A 19979-nucleotide genomic window follows, 5' to 3' on the forward strand; every position below is an offset into this window, starting at 1 on the left:
GCAGGGGCGCCCCCGCGGTGCGGGGACGCCCCTGCGGGACGTGCGTCGCCGGAGCTAGGCGCCGGCGACGAAGCCCACCCGGCGCTGGTCGGCCTGCGCGATCTCCACGTAGGCGATCCGGTCGACCGGGACGAGGACGCGGCGGCCCCGCTCGTCCTCCAGGGTCAGCAGCCCGTCCTTCGTGCCGCCGGACATGGCGGAGGCCACGTCGGCAGCGATCTCGTCGGGGGTCTTCGGGCTGTCGACGACCAGCTCCCGGGGGGAGTGCTGGACACCGATCTTGACTTCCACTCGGGATGCCTCCTCGGGTTGCACGGCTGCCGACCACGCTAGTCCAGCGCCGGTCTGCGGGCCCCGTCGCGCGGCTGCGCCGTCAGCGAACGCCTGCTCAGCCCGCCGGGTGCTCGCCCTCGACCCGGGGGAACCCCGAGATGCCGCGCCACGCCAGCGCCGACATGAGCGACACCGCCTCGTCGCGCGGGACGGTGCCCTTCTGCGCCAGCCACCACCGGGCGCTGGTCTCGGCCAGCCCGGTCAGCCCCGAGGCCAGCAGGTGCGCCTGCTCCGGCGGGCTGCCGGTGTCGCCGGCGATGACCTCCGCGATCGCCTCGACGCAGGCGCGGTTCCCGCGGTCGACCAGCGCCCGCACGTCCTCGTCGTTGCGCAGGTCGGACTCGAAGACCAGGCGGAAGGCGCCGCCCTCGGCGTCGACGAAGTCGAAGTAGGCGCCCACCGCGCCCTGCACCCGCTGCCGGTTGTCCTCGGTGCCGCCCATCGCCTCGCCCAGCCGCTCGGTGAGCTCGGTGACCTGCTGCTCCAACAGCGCCAGGTACAGCTCCCGCTTGCCGGGGAAGTGCTGGTACAGCACGGGCTTGCTGACGCCGGCGCGGTCGGCGATGTCGTCCATCGCGGCGGCGTGGAAGCCCTGCGCGACGAAGACCTCCTGCGCCGCCTGCAGCAGCTGCAGCCGCCGCGCGCCGCGCGGCAACCGCGAGGTGCGGCGGGCGGGGACCGGACGGGAGGACTGCATGGCGCCGGGGATGTTACCGGCGGGTCACCCGGCGCACGCGCCGCGGCCGCCTGGCATACCGTCGCCGGGTGCCCGAGGCCCGCCGAGCGCGCACCCGCCGGACCCCCGCGCCCCCCACGGTGGCGCCGCTCTCCACCGCCCGCCTCTCGACGGCGGACCTGACCGTCCCCGCCGCCCCGCCCGCCGCCTGGCCCGGGAGGGAGGTGCCGGTCACCGGCGGCACGGTCTTCGTGCGCACCACGCCCGGCACCGGCCCGGCCGACGGGCCGCGCGAGCGGGCGGTGTACGTGCACGGCCTGGGCGGCGCCTCGACCAACTGGACCGACCTGGCGGGGCTGCTGGCGGTGCGCTGCGAGGGCTGGGCGCCCGACCTGCCCGGCTTCGGCCGCTCGCAGCCGCCGCCGTCGGGCTCCTACTCGGTGCGCGGTCACGTCCGCGCCGTCGTCGACGTCCTCGAGCACGTCGTGGCGCAGCCGGGCGAGGCGCAGGGCCGCCCGGTGCACCTGCTGGGCAACAGCCTCGGCGGGCTGGTCAGCCTGGTCGCCGCCGCCCGCCGTCCCGACCTGGTCGCCACCCTGACGCTGGTCTCGCCGGCCATGCCGGTCTACCGCGTGCCGCAGGCCTTCGGCCGGGCGCTGCTGCTGCTCCTGCTCCCGGGTGTGCCCACCCTCGCCGAGCGGCGACTGGCCCGCGTGACGCCCGAGCAGTCGGTGCGTGGCGTGCTGGCGATGTGCTTCGGCGAGCCCGCCCGGGTGCCGCGCGAGCGCCTCGACGCCGCAGTCGAGGAGGCGCGGGAGCGCGCCGCCCAGGCCTGGGCCAACCGGTCGCTCGCCCGCAGCATGCGCGGCCTGCTCACCTCCTACCTGCGGGTCGGCCGGGCCAACGCCTGGCGGCTGGCCCGTTCGCTGCGGATGCCGACGCTGGTGGTCTGGGGCGACCGCGACCGGCTCGTCGACCCGCGCCTCGCGCCGCGCCTGGCCGCCACCGTGCGCGACGCCCGGCTGCTGGTGCTCGAGACGGTCGGGCACGTGGCCATGCTCGAGGCGCCCGAGGAGACGGCGCGGGCGGTGCTCGGCCTGCTCGAGGACGCCGGGCGGCCGGACGAGCGGCCCGCGCCGGGCAGTGGGACGAGCACGCCGGAGGCCCGGGCCGGCTGACCCGCCCGACGCGCCCTTCCCCGCGACGCGCCCGGCGGGCCGCGGCGGCGTGAGAACCTGACCCCGAGGCGCGCGATGCCACCCGGGGCGCGGCGCGACGGCAGGACGACCGCGAGGAGGCGGCACGTGGCAGGTCCGCCGCCCGGCCGGCGCCCCGGCGCCCCGCTGCGGCCGGTACCCGAGCCGGTGCGCCGCCGGCCTCCGGTCCCGCCCGCACCCCCGCCGGGGCGCCGTCCCCCGTCCGGTGAGGTCGCCGCCCGACCGCCCGCGCCGCGCCGCCGGCGGCCCGGCCGGCTGCGCCGCTTCGTCGCCCGGCACGGCTGGCGCGCCTACGCCATCCCGCTGCTGACGGTGGCCACCGTCCTGGCCCTGGTCGACGTGGTCACCGCCGGGCGGGCCACCTCCTCACCGGCCCCCGCAGCGAGCCCGGCGACGTCGTCGGCGGCCCCGACCGCCGGGTCGACCGCGCCGTCCACCGCCGCCACGACCCCGCCGCCCGCGCCGGCCGAGGGCGACGCCGGCCCGACCGGCCTCCCGACGGCCGCGGCCGGGACCTACGTCGAGCAGGGCGCGGGCACCGTGACCGTGGTGCCCGGCTCCTCCGGCGTCTACGGCAGCGGGCCGCTGCAGCGGTTCGTCGTCGAGGTCGAGGACGGCATCGGCGTGGACGCCGTGGCCTTCGCCGCCGCGGTCGAGGCGACCCTGGGCGACCCGCGGTCCTGGGGCAACGGCGGCCGGATGGCCTTCCAGCGCGTCGACGCCACCGACCCGGGCGCCTACGAGTTCCGGGTGAGCCTGGTCAGCCCCGGGAGCATGGAGCGCTACTGCCCGGGCGTGGGCACCGGCGGCTACACCTCCTGCCGGTACGGCGAGCGCGCGGTCATCAACCTGGCCCGCTGGGAGACCGCCGTCCCGCACTACGACGGCGACATCGCGACCTACCGCCAGTACGTGGTCAACCACGAGGTCGGCCACGCGCTGGGCAACGGTCACCAGCCGTGCCCGGGGCCGGGTCTGCCCGCGCCGGTCATGCAGCAGCAGACGCTCGGTCTCGACGGCTGCGCGAGGAACGCCTGGCCCTTCCCCTGACCGGCCCGGTCGGGGTGACCAAGGTCCTCCCCGGGGCGGGCCCCGGGCACTACGCTGCTCGGCGGTGCGCCGGGAAGCCTGGTCGGCAGTCGTGGTCCCTACGGCTCCGATCGGAGTGCCATGGCCGAGTCCGCCACGCCCGAGTCCGCTCCGCCCCGGTCCGCTCCGCCCGCCGTCCTGTTCGAGGCCCTGGGCAAGCGCTTCGGCGCCACCCGGGCCGTGGTCGACCTGTCGCTGTCGGTCCCCGCGGGGGAGGTCTTCGGCTTCCTCGGGCCCAACGGCGCCGGCAAGTCCACGACCATCCGCATGCTGCTGGGCCTGCTGCGGCCCACCACCGGCCGGGCCGAGGTCTTCGGCGACCCGGCGGACGACGTCGAGCGGGCGCACCGCCACCTCGCGTACGTGCCGGCCGACGTCGCGCTGTGGCCCGGGCTCACCGGCCGCGAGTGCCTCGACCTGCTCGCCGGCGTGGGACCGGGCACCGACCTGCCCTACCGCGACGAGCTCGTCGAGCGGTTCGCCCTGGACCCCGGCAAGCGGGCGCGCGCCTACTCCACCGGCAACCGGCAGAAGGTGGCCCTGGTCGCGGCCTTCGCCACCCGGGCGCCCCTGCTGGTGCTCGACGAGCCGACCAGCGGCCTGGACCCGCTCATGGAGCGTGAGTTCCGGCGCTGCATCGCCGAGGCCGCCGAGCGGGGACAGACGGTGTTCCTCAGCTCCCACCAGCTGGCCGACGTCGAGGCGGTCTGCACCCGGGTGGGCATCCTGCGGGCCGGCCGGCTGGTCGAGGTCGCCGGGCTGGAGGAGCTGCGCCGGCTCCGCCGCTCGGAGGTCACCGTCGAGCTCGCCCGCCCCGCGCCCGGCCTCGAGCGGATCGCCGTGCTGCCCGGGGTGGCCGACGTCCGCTGGACGACGCCCCTGCAGCTCACCCTCGCCCTGACCGGTCCGCCCGGCGCGGTGCTGCGCGCCCTCGGCGAGGCCGACGTGGTGCGCCTCGACGTCCGGGAGGCCTCCCTCGAGGAGATCTTCCTCGACTACTACGGGCGGGCCGCGGCATGACGACCCGGACGCCCTCGCGGGTCACCGGGGTCCGGCGGCCGGCCGCGCCGGCCTCCCCGCGCACCGTCGTCCGCCGCGCGGCGGTCCGCGAGGTGCGCCGGGGGACCCTCGTCGTGGCGGTGCTCTGCGGCGGGCTGACCGCGTTCGTGGCCCAGCAGTACGAGCAGACGTTCAGCGGCGCGGTCGGGCTCGACTCGCTCACGGCGCTCGCCGACAACCCGGCGATCCGGACCCTCTTCGGGCCACCGCTGGCCCTCGACGACCCCGGCGGCTTCACCGTGTGGCGCACCGGCACGGTCGCGGCGGTGCTCGCGGGGGTGTGGGCCGCGCTGGCCGGCACGCGGGTCACCCGGGGCGAGGAGGACGCCGGCCGGACCGACCTGCTGCTCGCCGGCCGGGTCCGGCTAGCCACGCTGGTCCGCACCACGCTCGGCGTGCTGCTCGCCGCCGGCGCCGTCGTCGGCGCCGCCGTGGTCGCGGGCATGCTGCTGGCCGGCACCGCGCCGGCCGGCGCGGTGCTGTTCGGGGCGCTCGTCGGCGGCACCGCCATGGCCGGCGGCGCGCTCGGGGTGCTCACCGGGCAGCTGCTGGGCGACCGGCGCGGAGCCTCCGGGCTCGCCGTCGCGGTCCTGCTCGCCGGCCTGCTGGCCCGCATGGTCGGTGACGGCGTCGCGGCCCTGGCGTGGCTGCAGTGGCTCAGCCCGTTCGGGCTGCTCGGCCGGGTGGCCCCGTACGCCCACGACCGCTGGGCCCCACTTCTGGTCCTCGCCGTCCTGGTCGCCGTGCCGGCCGTCCTGGCCGCGATCCTGGCCGGGGCGCGCGACGTCGGCGCCGGCCGGTGGCAGGGCCGGGACCGGGCCCGCCCGCCGAGCCGGCTGCTGCGCTCGCTGCCCGGGTTCGCGGTGCACCGGACCCGCCGCGCGACGCTGACCTGGTCGCTGGGCGTGGGGGCCTACTTCCTGCTCATCGGCCTGCTGGCCACCGCGATGCTGGACTTCCTGCGGGACAACCCGGTCTTCGCCGAGATGGCGGCCGCCGCCGGCTTCTCCCGGCTGGCCTCGGTCGAGGGCTACGCGGCCTCCCTGTTCACCCTGCTCGCGGTGCCCGTCGGCGCGTACGCCGCCGCGCGGATCGCCTCCGTCGCCGCCGACGAGTCGGCGTCCCGGCTCACCCTGCTGTACTCCCGGCCGGTCGGGCGGGTGCGATGGGTGACCTGGGAGGCCGCGACCGTCGCCGTCGGCACCGTCGTCGTCGCGGCCACCGCGGGCCTGACCACCTGGGCCGGGGCGTCCTGGGTCGGGGCCGGGCTCGGCCTCGGTGACGCCCTCGCCGGCGCGCTGTCGGTGGTCCCGGTCGCGCTGCTGTGCCTCGGTGCCGCGCTGCTGGCGCTGGGCCTGGCGCCGCAGGCCGTGCTCGCCATCGGGGTCCTGCCCGCCGCCGGGGGGTACCTGCTGCTGGTGCTCGCCGACAGCTTCGGCTGGCCGTCGTGGGTGCGCGGGATCTCACCGTTCGCGCACCTGGCGGCGGTCCCCGCCGAGCCGGTGGACGTCGCCGGTGCCGTCGGCATGCTGGTCACCGCTCTGGTGCTCGCGGTCGCCGGGCTCGCTGCGTACGCGCGCCGGGACCTGCGCGGCTGAGGCCCTCGCTCCGGGGCTCGCGACGGGGGAACAGCGGCGCCTGGGACGCTGTTGTCCGCACGAACACCGGCCCGTGCCGGAGTCCGCGAACCAAGAGGAGCAAGCGTGTCCCTGCCGCCCCTGGTCGAGCCCGCTGCCGACCTGTCGATCGACGAGGTGCGCCGGTACAGCCGCCACCTGATCATCCCGGACGTCGGGATGGACGGGCAGAAGCGCCTGAAGAACGCCAAGGTGCTGGCCGTGGGCGCCGGTGGCCTGGGCTCGCCGGTCCTCATGTACCTGGCCGCGGCCGGCGTCGGCACGCTGGGCATCGTCGAGTTCGACGTCGTCGACGAGTCGAACCTGCAGCGCCAGATCATCCACGGCGCCTCCGACGTGGGCCGGTCGAAGGCGGAGAGCGCGCGCGACTCGATCAAGGAGATCAACCCGCTGGTCGACGTGCGCCTGCACGAGACGCGGCTGGACAGCGACAACGTGCTCGAGATCTTCGGCCAGTACGACCTGATCGTCGACGGCACCGACAACTTCGCCACGCGCTACCTGGTCAACGACGCGTGCGTGCTGCTCGGCAAGCCCTACGTGTGGGGCTCGATCTACCGCTTCGACGGACAGGTGTCGGTCTTCTGGGCCGAGCACGGGCCCAACTACCGCGACCTCTACCCGGTGCCCCCGCCGCCCGGGATGGTCCCCTCCTGCGCCGAGGGCGGCGTGCTGGGCGTGCTGTGCGCGACCATCGGCGCCATCCAGGCCACCGAGGCGGTCAAGCTCATCACCGGCATCGGCGAGACGCTGCTGGGCCGGCTGATGGTCTACGACGCCCTGGAGATGACCTTCCGCACGATCAAGGTGCGCAAGGACCCCGAGGCCGAGCCGATCACCGGGCTCATCGACTACGAGGCGTTCTGCGGCGTCGTCTCCGACGAGGCGCAGGCCGCCGCCGCCGGCTCGACGATCACCGTCGACGAGCTCAAGGACATGATCGACGCCGACAAGGACTTCGAGCTGATCGACGTCCGGGAGCCCAACGAGTACGAGATCGTGTCCATCCCGGGCGCCAAGCTGATCCCGAAGGACGAGATCCTCTCCGGCCGGGCGCTCTCGCAGCTGCCGCAGGACAAGCCGATCGTGCTGCACTGCAAGACCGGTGTCCGCTCGGCCGAGGTGCTCGCCGCGGTCAAGAACGCGGGCTTCTCCGACGCCGTCCACGTCCAGGGCGGCGTGACCGCGTGGGCGACCCGCATCGACAAGACGCTGCCCACGTATTGATCGGTCCCGTGCCGAGGTGCCTCGGCGCGCCGCCAGGGCCCGGCACCCCGCAGCGGGTGCCGGGCCCTCGGCGTCCGTGTTGACTGGCCGCGTGCCCGAGCCGACGCCGTCCCCGACCGAGCTGCTGGAGCTCTTCCAGCGTGCACAGGCCACGTTCACCGACCGGGTCGACGCCGTGGAACCCGGGCAGTGGGACCTCGAGGCGCTGCCCGGCTGGACCGTCGCCGACCTGGTCGCGCACCTCGTCGGCGAGGCGCACTGGGTGCCCGGCCTGCTGGCCGGCGAGCCGCTCGACGACGTCGCCGCGCGGGTGCCCGCGGGCACCGACCCGCTGCTCGCCCCCGACCCGCTGACCGCGTGGGAGGCCGCGGCCGACGAGGCGCTGGCCGCCGTCGCCGGCGCCGACCTGGCCGACGGCACCGTGCAGCTGTCCCGCGGGCCCGCCCCGGCGTGGGAGTACGTCGACGAGCTGACCGCCGACCTCACCGTGCACTCCTGGGACCTCGCCCGCGCCACCGGCGGTGACGCGACACTCGACCCGGCGCTGGTCCGCGCCGCCGGGCGGCTCGCCGCCCGGCTGCCGCGCGACGGGGTGCCCGGCCTCTTCTCCGCACCGGTCCCGGTCCCCGCCGACGCGTCGCCCCAGGTCCGGCTGCTGGCCCGGTTCGGCCGCCGGGCGTGACCCGTGGGCGCCGCTGACGCCGACCCCGCAGACGTCGACGAGGCGGTCTTCGACGTCGTCGAGCGCATCCCGCCGGGCCGGGTGAGCACCTACGGCGCGATCGGCCGGCTGGTCGGCGTCGGGCCGCGCCGGGTCGCCCGCGCGCTGTCCTCCGGCGGGGCGGCGGTGCCCTGGTACCGGGTGGTCCGCGCCGACGGCACCTGCGCGGAGCCGGTGCGGGTCGAGCAGCTCGGGCGGCTCGCGGCCGAGGGCGTGCCGGTGCGCGGCGGGCGGGTCGACCTCGACGCCGTCCGCTGGCCGTGAGCCCCGGGCGACCGACGTGACCGACGGCTCCCTGACGGTGTCGGCCGCGCGTGGTGTCATCGGAGGGTGGCGGTACGGGGGGACGAGGCGGCACCGGTCTACCGGCTGGTGCCGCCGGCGACGGGAACGGCGCCGCGGCCGGTGCTCGACCCCACCCAGCAGGCCGTCGTCGACCACCCGGGCGGGCCGCTGCTGGTGCTGGCCGGCCCCGGCACGGGCAAGACGACGACGATCGTCGAGGCGGTCGCCGCGCGCATCGACCGCGGCGTCGACCCCGAGCAGATCCTCGTCCTGACCTTCAGCCGCCGGGCCGCCGCCGAGCTGCGCGAGCGGGTCACCGCGCGGGTCGCCCGCACCATCCGCGAGCCGCTGGCCCGCACCTTCCACTCCTACGCCTACGGGGTGCTGCGCCGTGCGGCGCTGCTGCGCGGGGAGGCCCCGCCCCGCCTGCTCACCGCCGCCGAGCAGGACGCCGTCGTCGCCGAGCTGCTGCGCGGTGACGTCGCCGGCGAGGGCGCGGTGCGCTGGCCGGCGTCCCTGCTGCCCGCGCTGTCGACGGCCGGGTTCCGCGACGAGCTGCGCGACCTGCTCCTGCGGGCCACCGAGCGCGGCGTAGGCCCCGAGACGCTGGCCGAGTGGGCCCGCGAGACCGGGACCGAGGCCTGGCTGCACGCGGCGGCGTTCCAGGAGCAGTACGAGGCGGTGACCGCGTTCTCCACCGCCGGCGGCGGCGACGCGTCCGGCTACGACCCCGCCGAGCTGGTCCGGGCCGCGATCGCCGAGCTCGAGGACGACCCCGCGCTGCTGCGCGCTGAGCGGGAGCGGGCCCGCTGGCTGTTCGTCGACGAGTACCAGGACACCGACCCGGCGCAGGTCGAGCTGCTGCAGCTGCTCGCCGGCGGCGGGGGCGACCTGGTCGTGGTCGGCGACCCCGACCAGGCGATCTACGCCTTCCGCGGCGCCGAGCCGCGCGGCATCGTCGAGTTCCCCGACCGCTTCCGCACCGTCACCGGCCGGCCCGCGCCGCGGCTGTCGCTGGGGGTGTGCCGCCGCTCGGGCCCGGCGCTGCTGGCGGTCAGCCGCCGGGTCGCCGAGGCGCTGCCCGGACCGTGGGAGCACCGCCGGCTGGCCGCCGCCGAGGGCACCGACGAGGGCGCCGCGGAGGTGCACGTCTTCGGGTCCGCGGCGGTCGAGGCCGCCTACGTCGCCGACACGCTGCGCCGCGCGCACCTCGTCGACGGCGTCCCGTGGTCGGGGATGGCCGTCGTCGTGCGCACCGCGCTGGCCATCGGGCCGCTGCGGCGGGCGCTGACCGCGGCCGGCGTCCCGGTCGAGGTGGCGAGCGACGACCTCCCGCTGGCCGCGCAGCCCGCCGTCGCGCCGCTGCTGGCCGCGCTCACCGCGCTGCTGCCGCGGCCGGGCGCCGAGCCCGGCACGCTGGCGCTGGACGAGCCCGGCGCCGAGGCGCTGCTGGCCTCCCCGCTGGGCGGCGCCACCGTGCTCGACCTGCGCCGGCTGCGCCGCGCGGTGCGGATCGCCCAGGCCCAGCGGGGGGTCGACGCCGACGAGCGCGGCGCGCCGCTGGCCACCGCGCTCGCCGACGAGGCGCTGCTCGAGGAACTGCCCGAGGCCGTCGCCCGCCCGGCCCGCAGGGTCGCCGGGGTGCTGGCCGCCGGCCGCGTGGCGCTGGCCCGCGACGGGTCGGCCGAGGACGTGCTGTGGGCGATGTGGCAGCGCAGCGGCCTGGCCGGCCGGTGGGCGCGGGCCAGCGCCGCCGGTGGGTCGGCCGGGGCGGTCGCCGACCGCGACCTCGACGCCGTCGTCGCGCTGTTCGACGCCGCCGCCGGCTTCGTCGACCGGCTGCCCTCGGCCACCGTCGGCGCGTTCGTCGAGCACCTCACGGCCCAGCAGCTGCCCGGGCTGGCCGACGCCGGCCGCGGATCGGTGGCCGAGGCGGTCCGGCTGCTCACCGCGCACGCCGCCAAGGGTCTGGAGTGGGACGTCGTCTGCGTGGCCGGCGTGCAGGAGGGGATCTGGCCCGACCTGCGCGACCGCGGCACGCTGCTGGGCACCGAGCTGCTCGTCGAGCGGGTGGCCGGGATCGACGGCGCGGTGGTCGACCGGCGCACCCAGATGCTGGCCGAGGAGCGGCGGCTGTTCTACGTCGCCTGCACCCGCGCCCGCCGCCGGCTGGTCGTCACCGCCGTCGAGGGGGCGCTCGACGGGCCCGACGCCGGCGCCACCGCCTCCCGCTTCCTCGACCTCGTCGCCGCCCCGCCCGACGACGGCCGGCCGCTGACGCCGCTGCCCCGCTCGCTCACCCTGCCGGCGCTGGTCGCCGAGCTGCGGCGGGCGGTCAGCGACCCGCAGACCGGGCCGGCCCGCCGGTCGGCCGCCGCCGCGGTGCTGCGCCGGCTGGCCGACGACGGCGTGCCCGGCGCCTCCCCGGCCGACTGGTGGGGCCTGGCGCCGCTGTCCGACGACGCCCCGCTGGTGCCCGACGGCGAGCCGGTGCGGGTGCGCCCGTCGGCGATCGAGACCTTCCAGCGGTGCCCGCTCACGTGGGTGCTCGGCGCGGTCGGTGCCGAGGCCTCGCCCGACAGCACGCGCACCGTCGGCTCGGCGGTGCACATCGTCGCGCAGCGGGTGGCCGAGGGGCTGTCCGTGGCCGAGGCGCGGGCGGCGCTGGCCGAGGAGCTCGACCGGCTCGACCTCGGTCCCGGCTGGGCCGACCAGAGGCAGCGGATCGCCGCCCGCGACATGCTGGAGCGCTTCCTCGGCTGGCACGCCGCCAACCGCCGCGAGCTGCTGGCCGCGGAGGCCGACTTCGACGTCACCGTGGGCCGCGCCCGCATCCGCGGCCAGGTCGACCGGCTCGAGCGCGACGGCGCCGGCCGGCTGGTCGTCGTCGACCTCAAGACCGGCCGCACCCAGGCCAAGGACATCGACACCCACGGCCAGCTGGCCGCCTACCAGGTCGCCGTGGCCGCCGGTGCCTTCGGCGACCACGGCGACGCCCCCGGCGGGGCGGCGCTGCTGCAGGTCGGTTCCGGGCAGAAGGCCAAGGAGCAGGCGCAGGACCCGCTGCCCGCCGACGTCCCGGTGGCCGACAGCTGGGCCGGGCAGCTGGTCGCTCAGGTGGGCGACGGCATGGGCGCGGCCACCTTCGAGGTGCGCACCGGCAGCCACTGCGCGCGCTGCCCGGCCCGGCGCAGCTGCCCGCTGCACGAGCGCGGCCGGCAGGTCACCTCGTGAGCCGGCGGACGCCGGCCCCGGTCGAGGACCAGCTCGCCTTCGACGACGCCCTGTTCGGCGCGGCGCCCGAGCCGGTGCAGCCGCGCCGGGTGCTCACCCCGGCCGAGGTCGCCGCGCGCTGCGGGCTGTCCTACGCGCCGTCCGACGAGCAGGCGCGGGTGGTGTCGGCGCCGGCCGACCGGCCCCTGGTCGTCGTCGCCGGGGCCGGATCGGGCAAGACCGAGACGATGGCCGCCCGGGTGTGCTGGCTGGTCGCCAACGAGCTGGTGGCCCCCGACGCCGTCCTGGGGCTGACCTTCACCCGCAAGGCCGCCAGCGAGCTCAACGAGCGCATCCGGATCCGGCTGGCCGCGCTGGCGCGGCACCCGGAGACCGACCCGGGGCTCCGGGAGCGGCTCGCCGTCGCGATGCCGACGGTGTCGACCTACCACGGCTACGCCGCGTCGCTGGTCAGCGAGCACGGGCTGCGGATCGGCGTCGATCCCGGCGCCGGCGTGCTCGGCCCGGCCATGTGCTGGGGACAGGCGTCCTCCGTCGTCTCCGGCTGGACCGGCGACATGTCCGACGTGCCGCTGAGCCCGCTGACCACCGTCGAGGACGTCCTCGCGCTGGCCGGCGAGCTCGGCGAGCACGACATCAGCGCCGACCGGCTGCGGGAGTGGACCGCGCAGCTCGAGCGGCGCATCGCCGGCTACCCCGACGCGAAGGGCAAGCGCGGCCCGTACAAGCCGGTGCTCGACATGCTGGCCCGGCAGCGCGCCCGCGTGGCGCTGCTGCCGCTGGTCGAGGCCTTCGAGGGGCGCAAGCGGGCCGCCGGCGCGATCGACCACTCCGACCAGGTGGCGCTGGCCGCGCGGGTCGCGGTCAGCGCACCCGAGGTCGGCCGCCGGGAGCGCGCCCGCTGGCGGATCGTGCTGCTCGACGAGTACCAGGACACCAGCGTCGGCCAGCTGCGCATGCTCGAGGCGCTGTTCGGCCGCAGCAGCGGGCACCCGGTGCTCGCCGTCGGCGATCCCCGGCAGTCGATCTACGGCTGGCGCGGCGCGTCGGCCGGGACGATCGAGCGGTTCGCCCGCACCTTCCCCGGCGCCCGCGGGAAGGAGGCGCAGCGGCTGACCCTGGCCACCAGCTGGCGCAACGACGGCGCGGTGCTCGCCGTCGCCAACGACGTCGCCGGGCTGTTGCCGGCGCCGGACGTGCCGCTGCCCGACCTCACCCCGGCGCCCGGCGCCGGGCAGGGGCTGGTCACCGCCGGCCTGTACACGACGGTCGCCGAGGAGACCGAGGCGCTGGCCGACCGGCTGGCCGCCTGCTGGCGCGGGGAGGACCCGGACCTGCCGCCCCGCGCCGACGGCCGCCCGCCGACGACGGCGGTGCTGGTGCGCACCCGCAAGCAGCTGCCCGGCATCGCCGCCGCCCTGCGCGCCCGCGGCCTGCCGGTCACCGTGGTGGGCCTGGGCGGGCTGCTGGAGGTGCCCGAGGTGGCCGACGTCGTCGCCACGCTCACCGTGCTCGTCGACCCCACCGCGGGCGACGCGCTGGGCCGGCTGCTCACCGGCGCCCGCTGGCGGATCGGCCCCCGCGACCTCGCCGCCCTCGAGGCCCGCGCCCGCGCGCTGGTGCACTCCCGGAAGCCGGACCCCGAGGACGACGACCCGCGGCCGTCCGAGCGGGGCAGCATCGTCGAGGCGCTCGACGACCTCGGCGACCCGTCGGCCTACTCGGCCGCCGCGCACCGGCGGCTGCGCCGGCTCGGCGCCGAGCTCGCGCACCTGCGCGGTCGGCTGGGCGAGTCGCTGCCGGACATGGTCGACGACGTCGTCCGGGTGCTGGGCCTGGAGACCGAGCTGGCGAGCGCGCCCGGCGCCAGTCCCGGGTCCGCGCGGGCGCACCTGGACGCGCTGCACGCCGTCGCCGCGGAGTTCACCGAGCTGGCCGAGCTGCCGTCACTGCCGGCCTTCCTCGGCTACCTGAAGGACGCCGAGGAGCGCGAGCGGGGGCTCGAGCCCGGCGAGGTCGCGGTCGACCCCGAGTCGATCCAGCTGCTCACCGGGCACTCGGCCAAGGGCCTGGAGTGGGACGTCGTCGCGGTGCCGGGCATGACGGCCGACCAGTTCCCGGCCCGCACCGACACCGCCGACTCCTGGGTCAAGGACCCCGGCGCGGTGCCGGTCGACCTGCGCACCACCGACCGTGCGGAGCTGCCGCAGCTGCGCCTGCCGGTGCCCGGGTCCGGCGACCAGGCCGCGGTGCGCGCCGCCCTCGAGGACTACGTCGAGGAGTGGAAGGACTTCGGCACCGCCGAGGAGATCCGGCTGGGCTACGTCGCGGTGACCCGTGCCAAGCACCTGCTGGTGTGCTCGGGCAGCTGGTGGCGCGAGGGCGTCAAGCCCAACGGCCCGTCGGTGCTGCTGGACACCGTGCGCCGCGCGTGCACCGCCGGCGCCGGCGTCGTCGTCGCCTGGGCCGAGCGGCCGGAGGAGGGCGCCACCAACCCGGCGCTGGAGGAGTGGCCGGTCGGCGTCTGGCCGGCCGACCCGCTGTCCCAGCCGCGCCGGCGCGCGCTCACCGCCGCCGCCGAGCTGGTGGCCGGTGCCGCGCCGCACCCGCTCGACGCCGCGGCCGCCCTCGGCGCCGGTGACCCGGTGGTGGAGCAGTGGGTGCGTGACGCCGACCTGCTGCTGCGCGAGCGGCGCCGCACCGCCCGGCCGAGCGTCGAGGTACCGCTGCCGAGCCACCTGTCGGTCTCCGAGCTGGTCACCCTGCGGCGCGACCCGGCCGAGCTCGCCCGGCGGCTGCGCCGGCCGATGCCCGCCGCGCCCGCGCCGCTGGCCCGCCGCGGCACCGCCTTCCACGCCTGGCTGGAGGAGCGGTTCGGGGTCGCGCGGCTGCTCGACCTCGACGAGCTGCCCGGCTCCGGCGACGAGTCCGCCACGCCGGACGGCGCCCTCGGCGCGCTGCAGGCGGCGTTCCTGGCCAGTCCGTGGGCCGACCGGCAGCCGGTGGAGGTCGAGGTGCCCTTCGAGACGCCGTTGGGCCCGCTCACCCTGCGCGGGCGGATCGACGCGGTGTTCACCGACGGTGCCGGCGGTTTCGAGGTGGTCGACTGGAAGACCGGTCCGCCGCCGTCGGGCGCGGAGCTGTCGGCCGCGGCGGTGCAGCTCGCCGCCTACCGGTTGGGCTGGTCGCGGCTGACCGGGGTCCCCGTCGAGCGGGTGAGTGCCGGGTTCCACCACGTCGCCGCCGGGGTCACCGTGCGCCCGGTCGACCTGCTCGACGAGGCCGGCCTGCTCGCGCTGGTGACCGGCCGCGCGGTCCACGCCCCGCTCCCCGACGACCTGCCGCCCGAGCCGGACGACGACGAGCTGCCCCCGCCGCCGGAGGACCCCGAACTCGGTTGACGGCACCGCCAGCCTGACCGCGTGACCGTCGAGATCCGCGACCTGCGGGACGCCGACGTGGACGCCGTCGTCGCGCTGTCGCTGCGCGCGTGGGCGCCGGTGTTCGCCTCGTTCGAGACCGTCCTCGGGGCTCGCGTGTACCGGCACCTGTACCCCGACTGGTCGCGATCGCAGGCGGCGGCCGTCGAGCGGGTCTGCCGCGACCCGGGGGTGCGCGTCCGGGTGGCCGACGAGGACGGCCGTCCGGTCGGGTTCGTCGCAGTCCTGGTGCACGACGAGTCGTTCGACGAGCCCGACAGCGGGGAGGTCGAGATGCTGGCCGTCGACCCCGCGGCCCAGCGGCGCGGCATCGGCCGCGCGCTGCTCGACGACGGGGTGGAGCAGTTGCGGCGGGCCGGGGTCCGCCTCGTGGCCATCGGCACCGGCGGCGACCCCGGGCACGCCCCCGCCCGGCGGACCTACGAGGCGGCCGGCTTCACCGCCCTGCCGCTGGTGCGCTACTACCGGCTGCTCTGACTGTGCGGCCGGCCGGTCCGCCCGCCGCTCTGGTCACCCGTCAGTAGGGCGGTGGGGTGGTGGCGGCGGTGAGGCCGGTGGGTGTGGTGACGGTGAGGGTGCCGTCGGGGGCGAGAACGTGGCGCCAGCCGGGGGCCTGGTGTTTGCCGCGGTGGTGGCCGGTGCAGTAGCCGGTGAGGTTGGCCGCGGTGGTGGGTCCGGCCGGCCAGGGGGTGGCGTGGTCGAGTTCGCCGGCGCGGGGCACGGGGCGGCGGCAGCCGGGGAAGCGGCAGCGGCGGTCGCGGGCGCGGACGTGCCGGTTCAGCGCGGCGCTCGGCCGGTAGCCGGCGGTGGCGGCAGGGGCGCCGAGCCCGGTGCCGGTGCGGGCGGCGCGGTGCAGGGCGGGCAGGTCGGTGAGGGCCAGCAGCGCACCGGTCAGAGCATGGGTGAGTGCGATCCGGGGCCGGTCGGCCAGCCCGCCCCCGGCGGTGGCGGCGAGCAGCGCGGCGAGGTCGGCGCGGGCGGTGTCGGTGGCCGCGGTGAGCGCGGTCAGCGCGTCGGGGGCGGCGCTCACCCGGCCGGCCGCGCTGCGTGCCCAGGTGGCCTCGTCCGCGGCGTCGGCGCGCCGCGCGGTGGCCACCATGCGGCGGGCGTGGCCGAGGGCGCGCTCGAGCCCGAGCAGGGCGGTGCTCGCCTGGTCGACGGCGCGGTCGGCGCGCGCCCACCAGCCATCGGCGTCCGGTGCGGCCACCTCATCGGCGTCGGCGTCGGCGTCGGCCGTGTCATCCGCATCGGCCGTGTCCTCCGCGTCGGGCGGATCGTCCGGTGGCAGGTCCTCGTCGAGGTAGCAGGGCCCGGGGCGGGCATCGAACTCCCCGGCCAGGATCCGCGCTTCGAGCTCCTCGGCCCACCGGGCGAAGTGCTCGTCCTCGGTGAGGAACGCCCCGGCTCCGACCGCATCGACCCCCAGGGCCGCGTCGGTGCCGGCGGGCTCGGTGTCGGTCGCCTCGCCATCGGCCGCGGTGGTGTCGGCCGCGGCGGTGTCGGTCGCGGCGGTGTCGGCCCGCTGGCCGGTGAGGGCGGCCAGCAGCGCCCGGACCAGCTCGGCGGGCACCACCTGCCCGTCGACCTCGCACGGCTGGTCCCCGCCCCGCAGTGCCCCGACCGGAGCGACCACGGTCAGCGTCACCTGCACCGGCGGCAGCCCGGACTCGCCCGGGCGGAGCACCAGGTCCAGCAGGCAGTCGGCCATCTTCTGCCCCCGGCTGCGGCCGTCGGCGGGCAGCGCGTCGGCACAGGCACCCAGCGCGGCGAGCAGGGCGGCGGCCTCCGGGGTGGTCAGCAGCGCCGAGACCACGCTCATCCCGTCGACCCGGGCCGGGCGGGCATCCACGCCGCGCCGGCGCACCGCGCGCAGCAGGTCATCGGCGGCGGTGCGGGCGGTGCGCGTGAGCAGCTCCCGGCGGGCCTTGTCGCCCAGCTGCGCCGGCGTGGTGTGCCGCCCGGCGGCCCACGCGAGCAGATCGGCCTCGATGGCCGCGCGCAACGCGGCGTCGGTGATCGGGGCGACCTTGTCCAGCAGCGGGCCCAGGTGCCCGATGTGCAGCGCCCCGGACTCCAGGGCGGCCAGCGTGCCCGGCAGCCGGTGCACCAGGGTCAGCGACCGCTCCAGCAGCGCCTGCGCGGCCTGGGTGGACAGCGCCAGCGCGACCGCCAGCTCGTCGGTGGCCCACTCACTCACCGGCCGCAGCACCTCGGCCCGGGCCGCCCACCGCTCGGCCGACATCGCCCCCGGCGAGCCCGGCGGCCGGTCGGCCGACGACGGCCGGGATGCGGCGAACGCGGCCACCGCCCGGGCCCGCAGCGCGGTCTGCCGGGCGATCTCCCGGTCGGCGGCCTGCACCACCCCCAACGGCCCCGACGCCCACCCCACCAGGGGCTCGTCGACCGCCCGGACTCCCGCCATGCATTCGATCATACGTTCGAGCACCGTGTCGATCAAGTCCTGTAGGCGAGAAAGGCCCAGCTCAGAGCGACGTCATCGGTCGGGAGCGAGCCAACGCGACGCCGAACTGGAGGACCGGAGCCCCGGACGGTGAGCGGAGCCGGGCCTCCTCGGCGAAGCCCAGCTTCCGCGCGACCGACAGCGAGGCCGCGTTGTCCGCGTGCACCATCGCCACGACCCGCGGTACCCCCAGAGCCCGCGCCCGTTCCAGCGCGAGCCGCCCCGCCGCCGTCGCGGTCCCACGGCCTCAAACCGGCGGCCGAGTAGCGATCCGACCTCCTCCGCGGTGGGGACGCAGAGGCGGACGGTCACGAGGACGCGATGCGGTCCAGGATCGCGGCGGCGAGGGCGTCGGGCGCCTCCTCGGGGATCCAGTGGCTCACCCCGGACAGCTCGACGAACCGGTAGTCGCCGGTCACGTGCTCCCCGCAGCCCTCGGCGGCGATCCGGCCGATCGCGATGTCGGCGTCGCTCCACACGAAGGTGGTCGGCACCGGGACCTCGGCGACCGGCGTCGCCGAGCTCATCGCCCGGTACCAGTTGAGCGCCGCGGTCAGCGCACCCGGCGCCGAGAGCACCGACACGTACTCCTCGACGGCCTCCGGGTCGACGGCGTCGCCGTACATCCGGCGCAGTCGCCGGGCGCCGTCGGCGAGCAGGACCTCCTCGGCCTTGCCCTCCTGCCAGAACAGCCGGATGTAGGAGGAGCGCTCCTTCTGCTCGGGGTCGCTGCGCCAGGCCATCGTGAACGCCGTCGGGTGCGGGACCGACACGGCGGTCAGCGACCGCACCCGGTCGCTGTGCCACGCCGCCAGCGACCACGCCACGTTGGCGCCCCAGTCGTGCCCGACCACGTCGGCCACCGGCACGTCCATCGCGGTCATCAGGTCGGCGGTGACCTGCGCGAGGTTGGTCATCGCGTAGGCGTCGACCTCCTGCGGCCGGGCGCCGGGGGAGTAGCCGAGCTGGTCGACGGCGTAGGTCCGCAGCCCCGCCTCCGCCAACCGCGGCTGCACCGCCGCCCACGACAGCGACGTCTCGGGGAAGCCGTGCAGCAGCAGCACCGGCCGTCCGTCCTCGGGGCCGTCGGCCCGCACGTCGAAGGTCAGGTCACCGACGTCCACCCGCAGCAGCTCTCCGGCCATGGGCCGCAAGGTAGCCGGTGCCGGTCCGCCGCTACCGTCGGCGACCGTGACGAGCCCGGAACGCGACTTCGTGCTGGCCCACCTCGACGACCTGCACGCCGACCTCGACGCCTGGCTGCGCATCCCGTCGATCTCGGCCGACCCGGCGCACGCCGGCGACGTCGCGGCGAGCGCGCAGTGGCTGGCCGACGCGCTGTGCCGCACCGGCTTCCCGACCGTCGAGGTGTGGGAGACACCCGGCGCGCCCGCGGTCTACGCCGAGTGGCCGTCGGCCGACCCCGGCGCCCCCGTCGCGCTGGTGTACGGCCACCACGACGTGCAGCCGGTCGACCCGCTCGAGCTGTGGGTGCACCCGCCGTTCGAGCCGACCCGCGTCGAGACCCCCGACGGTCCCGAGCTGCACGCCCGCGGCGCCATCGACGACAAGGGCAACGTCGCCTTCCACCTGCTCGGCATCCGCGCGCACCTGGCCGCCACGGGCCGCGACACCCCCGCGGTCACGGTCAAGCTGCTGGTCGAGGGCGAGGAGGAGTCCGGCTCGCCGTACTTCGCCGACCTGCTGCGCGAGCGCGCCGACCGGCTGGCCTGCGACGTCGTCGTCGTCAGCGACACCGGCATGGCCGCGCCCGACGTGCCCAGCGCCGTCGTCGCCATGCGGGGGCTGGCCGACGTCGAGATCACCCTGCGCGGCCCCGCCGTCGACCTGCACTCGGGCTCCTTCGGCGGTGCGGTGCCCAACCCGCTGCACGCGATGGCCGAGCTGCTCGCCGCGCTGCACGACGACCGGGGGCGGGTCACCCTGCCCGGCTTCTACGACCGGGTGCGGCCGTTGACCGACCGCGAGCGGGAGCTCATGGCCCGCGTGCCGTTCGACGAGGCCGCCTGGCTCGCCGGCCCGGCGGCGTCGCGTGCGACGGCGGGGGAGGAGGGGTTCAGCACCCTGGAGCGGGTCGGTGCCCGCCCGACCGCCGAGGTCAACGGCATGTGGGGCGGCTACACCGGCCCCGGGCACAAGACGATCGTCCCCGCCGAGGCGCACGCCAAGCTCACCTTCCGGCTGGTCGCCGACCAGCGGCCCGCGGACGTCGGCCCGATGGTGCGCGCCTGGGTCGAGGCCACCATGCCCGAGGGCATCACCGCCGAGGTGCACACCCCGCCGGGCGGCGTCGCCCCGTGCGCCAGCGACCTCGATTCCCCGCACACGGGCGCCCTGCTGCGCGCGATCGGGCAGGCCTTCGACACCGACCCCGCCGACGTGCTGTTCACCCGCGAGGGCGGCTCCGGCCCCGAGGCCGACCTGGTGGAGGTGCTCGGGGCGCCGCTGGTGTTCCTCGGCGCCGGACTGCCCACCGACCGCATCCACTCGCCGAACGAGCGGGTGCTGCTGCCGATGCTGTACCGCGGCGCCGAGGCCGCCGCCCACCTGTGGCGGGAACTCGCGGCGCGGTGACCCTC

Annotated in this window: 15 protein-coding genes and 1 pseudogene; 11 read left to right on the forward strand and 5 right to left on the reverse strand. The window is 77.4% G+C overall.

Going from position 1 to position 19979, the window contains the following annotated elements:
* Positions 1 to 54 precede the first annotated feature (54 nt).
* Together ACI79V_RS07195 and ACI79V_RS07200 are read right to left on the reverse strand one after the other, a co-directional pair.
* Positions 55 to 291 (reverse strand): DUF3107 domain-containing protein, encoded by a 237-nt coding sequence (locus ACI79V_RS07195; protein ID WP_089402287.1) that lies wholly within the window; start codon positions 289 to 291, stop codon positions 55 to 57.
* Positions 292 to 388: 97 nt separating this feature from the next.
* On the reverse strand, positions 389 to 1030 hold the full coding sequence (locus ACI79V_RS07200; RefSeq protein WP_456887876.1) for a TetR/AcrR family transcriptional regulator: 642 nt from the start codon (positions 1028 to 1030) through the stop codon (positions 389 to 391).
* Between the two features lie 68 nt (positions 1031 to 1098).
* On the opposite strand from ACI79V_RS07200, the gene ACI79V_RS07205 reads away from it, so the two are divergent.
* The 10 genes from ACI79V_RS07205 (at position 1099) to ACI79V_RS07250 (ending at position 15395) form a co-directional block, all read left to right on the forward strand.
* Complete coding sequence (locus ACI79V_RS07205; RefSeq protein ID WP_456887877.1) at positions 1099 to 2187, forward strand: alpha/beta fold hydrolase; 1089 nt, start codon at positions 1099 to 1101, stop codon at positions 2185 to 2187.
* Positions 2188 to 2313: 126 nt separating this feature from the next.
* The gene (locus ACI79V_RS07210; RefSeq protein WP_456887878.1) at positions 2314 to 3276 is read left to right on the forward strand and encodes a DUF3152 domain-containing protein; all 963 of its coding nucleotides are present in this window, start codon (positions 2314 to 2316) and stop codon (positions 3274 to 3276) included.
* Between the two features lie 120 nt (positions 3277 to 3396).
* On the forward strand, positions 3397 to 4335 hold the full coding sequence (locus ACI79V_RS07215; protein ID WP_456887880.1) for an ATP-binding cassette domain-containing protein: 939 nt from the start codon (positions 3397 to 3399) through the stop codon (positions 4333 to 4335).
* A complete protein-coding gene (locus ACI79V_RS07220; RefSeq protein ID WP_456887882.1) occupies positions 4332 to 5972 on the forward strand; it encodes a hypothetical protein in 1641 nt (546 codons plus the stop codon). Before ACI79V_RS07215 ends, ACI79V_RS07220 begins: the two co-directional genes overlap by 4 nt.
* A gap of 105 nt (positions 5973 to 6077) precedes the next feature.
* Positions 6078 to 7238, forward strand: a complete 1161-nt coding sequence (gene moeZ, locus ACI79V_RS07225; RefSeq protein WP_456887883.1) for an adenylyltransferase/sulfurtransferase MoeZ — start codon at positions 6078 to 6080, stop codon at positions 7236 to 7238.
* 91 nt (positions 7239 to 7329) lie between these two features.
* Entirely contained in the window at positions 7330 to 7920 is a 591-nt protein-coding gene (locus tag ACI79V_RS07230) for a TIGR03086 family metal-binding protein (RefSeq protein ID WP_456887885.1), read from the forward strand.
* A gap of 3 nt (positions 7921 to 7923) precedes the next feature.
* Positions 7924 to 8223: an MGMT family protein gene (locus ACI79V_RS07235; RefSeq protein ID WP_456887887.1), complete on the forward strand. Its 300-nt coding sequence runs from the start codon at positions 7924 to 7926 to the stop codon at positions 8221 to 8223.
* A gap of 66 nt (positions 8224 to 8289) precedes the next feature.
* The gene (locus tag ACI79V_RS07240) at positions 8290 to 11478 is read left to right on the forward strand and encodes an ATP-dependent helicase (protein WP_456887888.1); all 3189 of its coding nucleotides are present in this window, start codon (positions 8290 to 8292) and stop codon (positions 11476 to 11478) included.
* Positions 11475 to 14879, forward strand: a complete 3405-nt coding sequence (locus tag ACI79V_RS07245) for an ATP-dependent helicase (RefSeq protein WP_456887890.1) — start codon at positions 11475 to 11477, stop codon at positions 14877 to 14879. Before ACI79V_RS07240 ends, ACI79V_RS07245 begins: the two co-directional genes overlap by 4 nt.
* Before the next feature lie 21 nt (positions 14880 to 14900).
* The gene (locus tag ACI79V_RS07250) at positions 14901 to 15395 is read left to right on the forward strand and encodes a GNAT family N-acetyltransferase (protein WP_456887894.1); all 495 of its coding nucleotides are present in this window, start codon (positions 14901 to 14903) and stop codon (positions 15393 to 15395) included.
* Between the two features lie 40 nt (positions 15396 to 15435).
* On the opposite strand, the gene ACI79V_RS07255 is transcribed toward ACI79V_RS07250, so the two are convergent.
* The 3 genes and pseudogenes from ACI79V_RS07255 to ACI79V_RS07265 form a co-directional block, all read right to left on the reverse strand.
* Positions 15436 to 17340, reverse strand: coding sequence for a DUF222 domain-containing protein (locus ACI79V_RS07255; RefSeq protein ID WP_456887896.1), 1905 nt, complete (start codon positions 17338 to 17340; stop codon positions 15436 to 15438).
* Between the two features lie 61 nt (positions 17341 to 17401).
* Positions 17402 to 17614, reverse strand: a pseudogene (locus ACI79V_RS07260) (GNAT family N-acetyltransferase); the annotation flags it as partial.
* Between the two features lie 73 nt (positions 17615 to 17687).
* Positions 17688 to 18524: an alpha/beta fold hydrolase gene (locus ACI79V_RS07265; protein WP_456874439.1), complete on the reverse strand. Its 837-nt coding sequence runs from the start codon at positions 18522 to 18524 to the stop codon at positions 17688 to 17690.
* A gap of 46 nt (positions 18525 to 18570) precedes the next feature.
* On the opposite strand from ACI79V_RS07265, the gene ACI79V_RS07270 reads away from it, so the two are divergent.
* Positions 18571 to 19974: a M20/M25/M40 family metallo-hydrolase gene (locus ACI79V_RS07270; protein ID WP_456887898.1), complete on the forward strand. Its 1404-nt coding sequence runs from the start codon at positions 18571 to 18573 to the stop codon at positions 19972 to 19974.
* Positions 19975 to 19979 lie beyond the last annotated feature (5 nt).

It is taken from the genome of Geodermatophilus sp. SYSU D00700, from assembly GCF_054050255.1.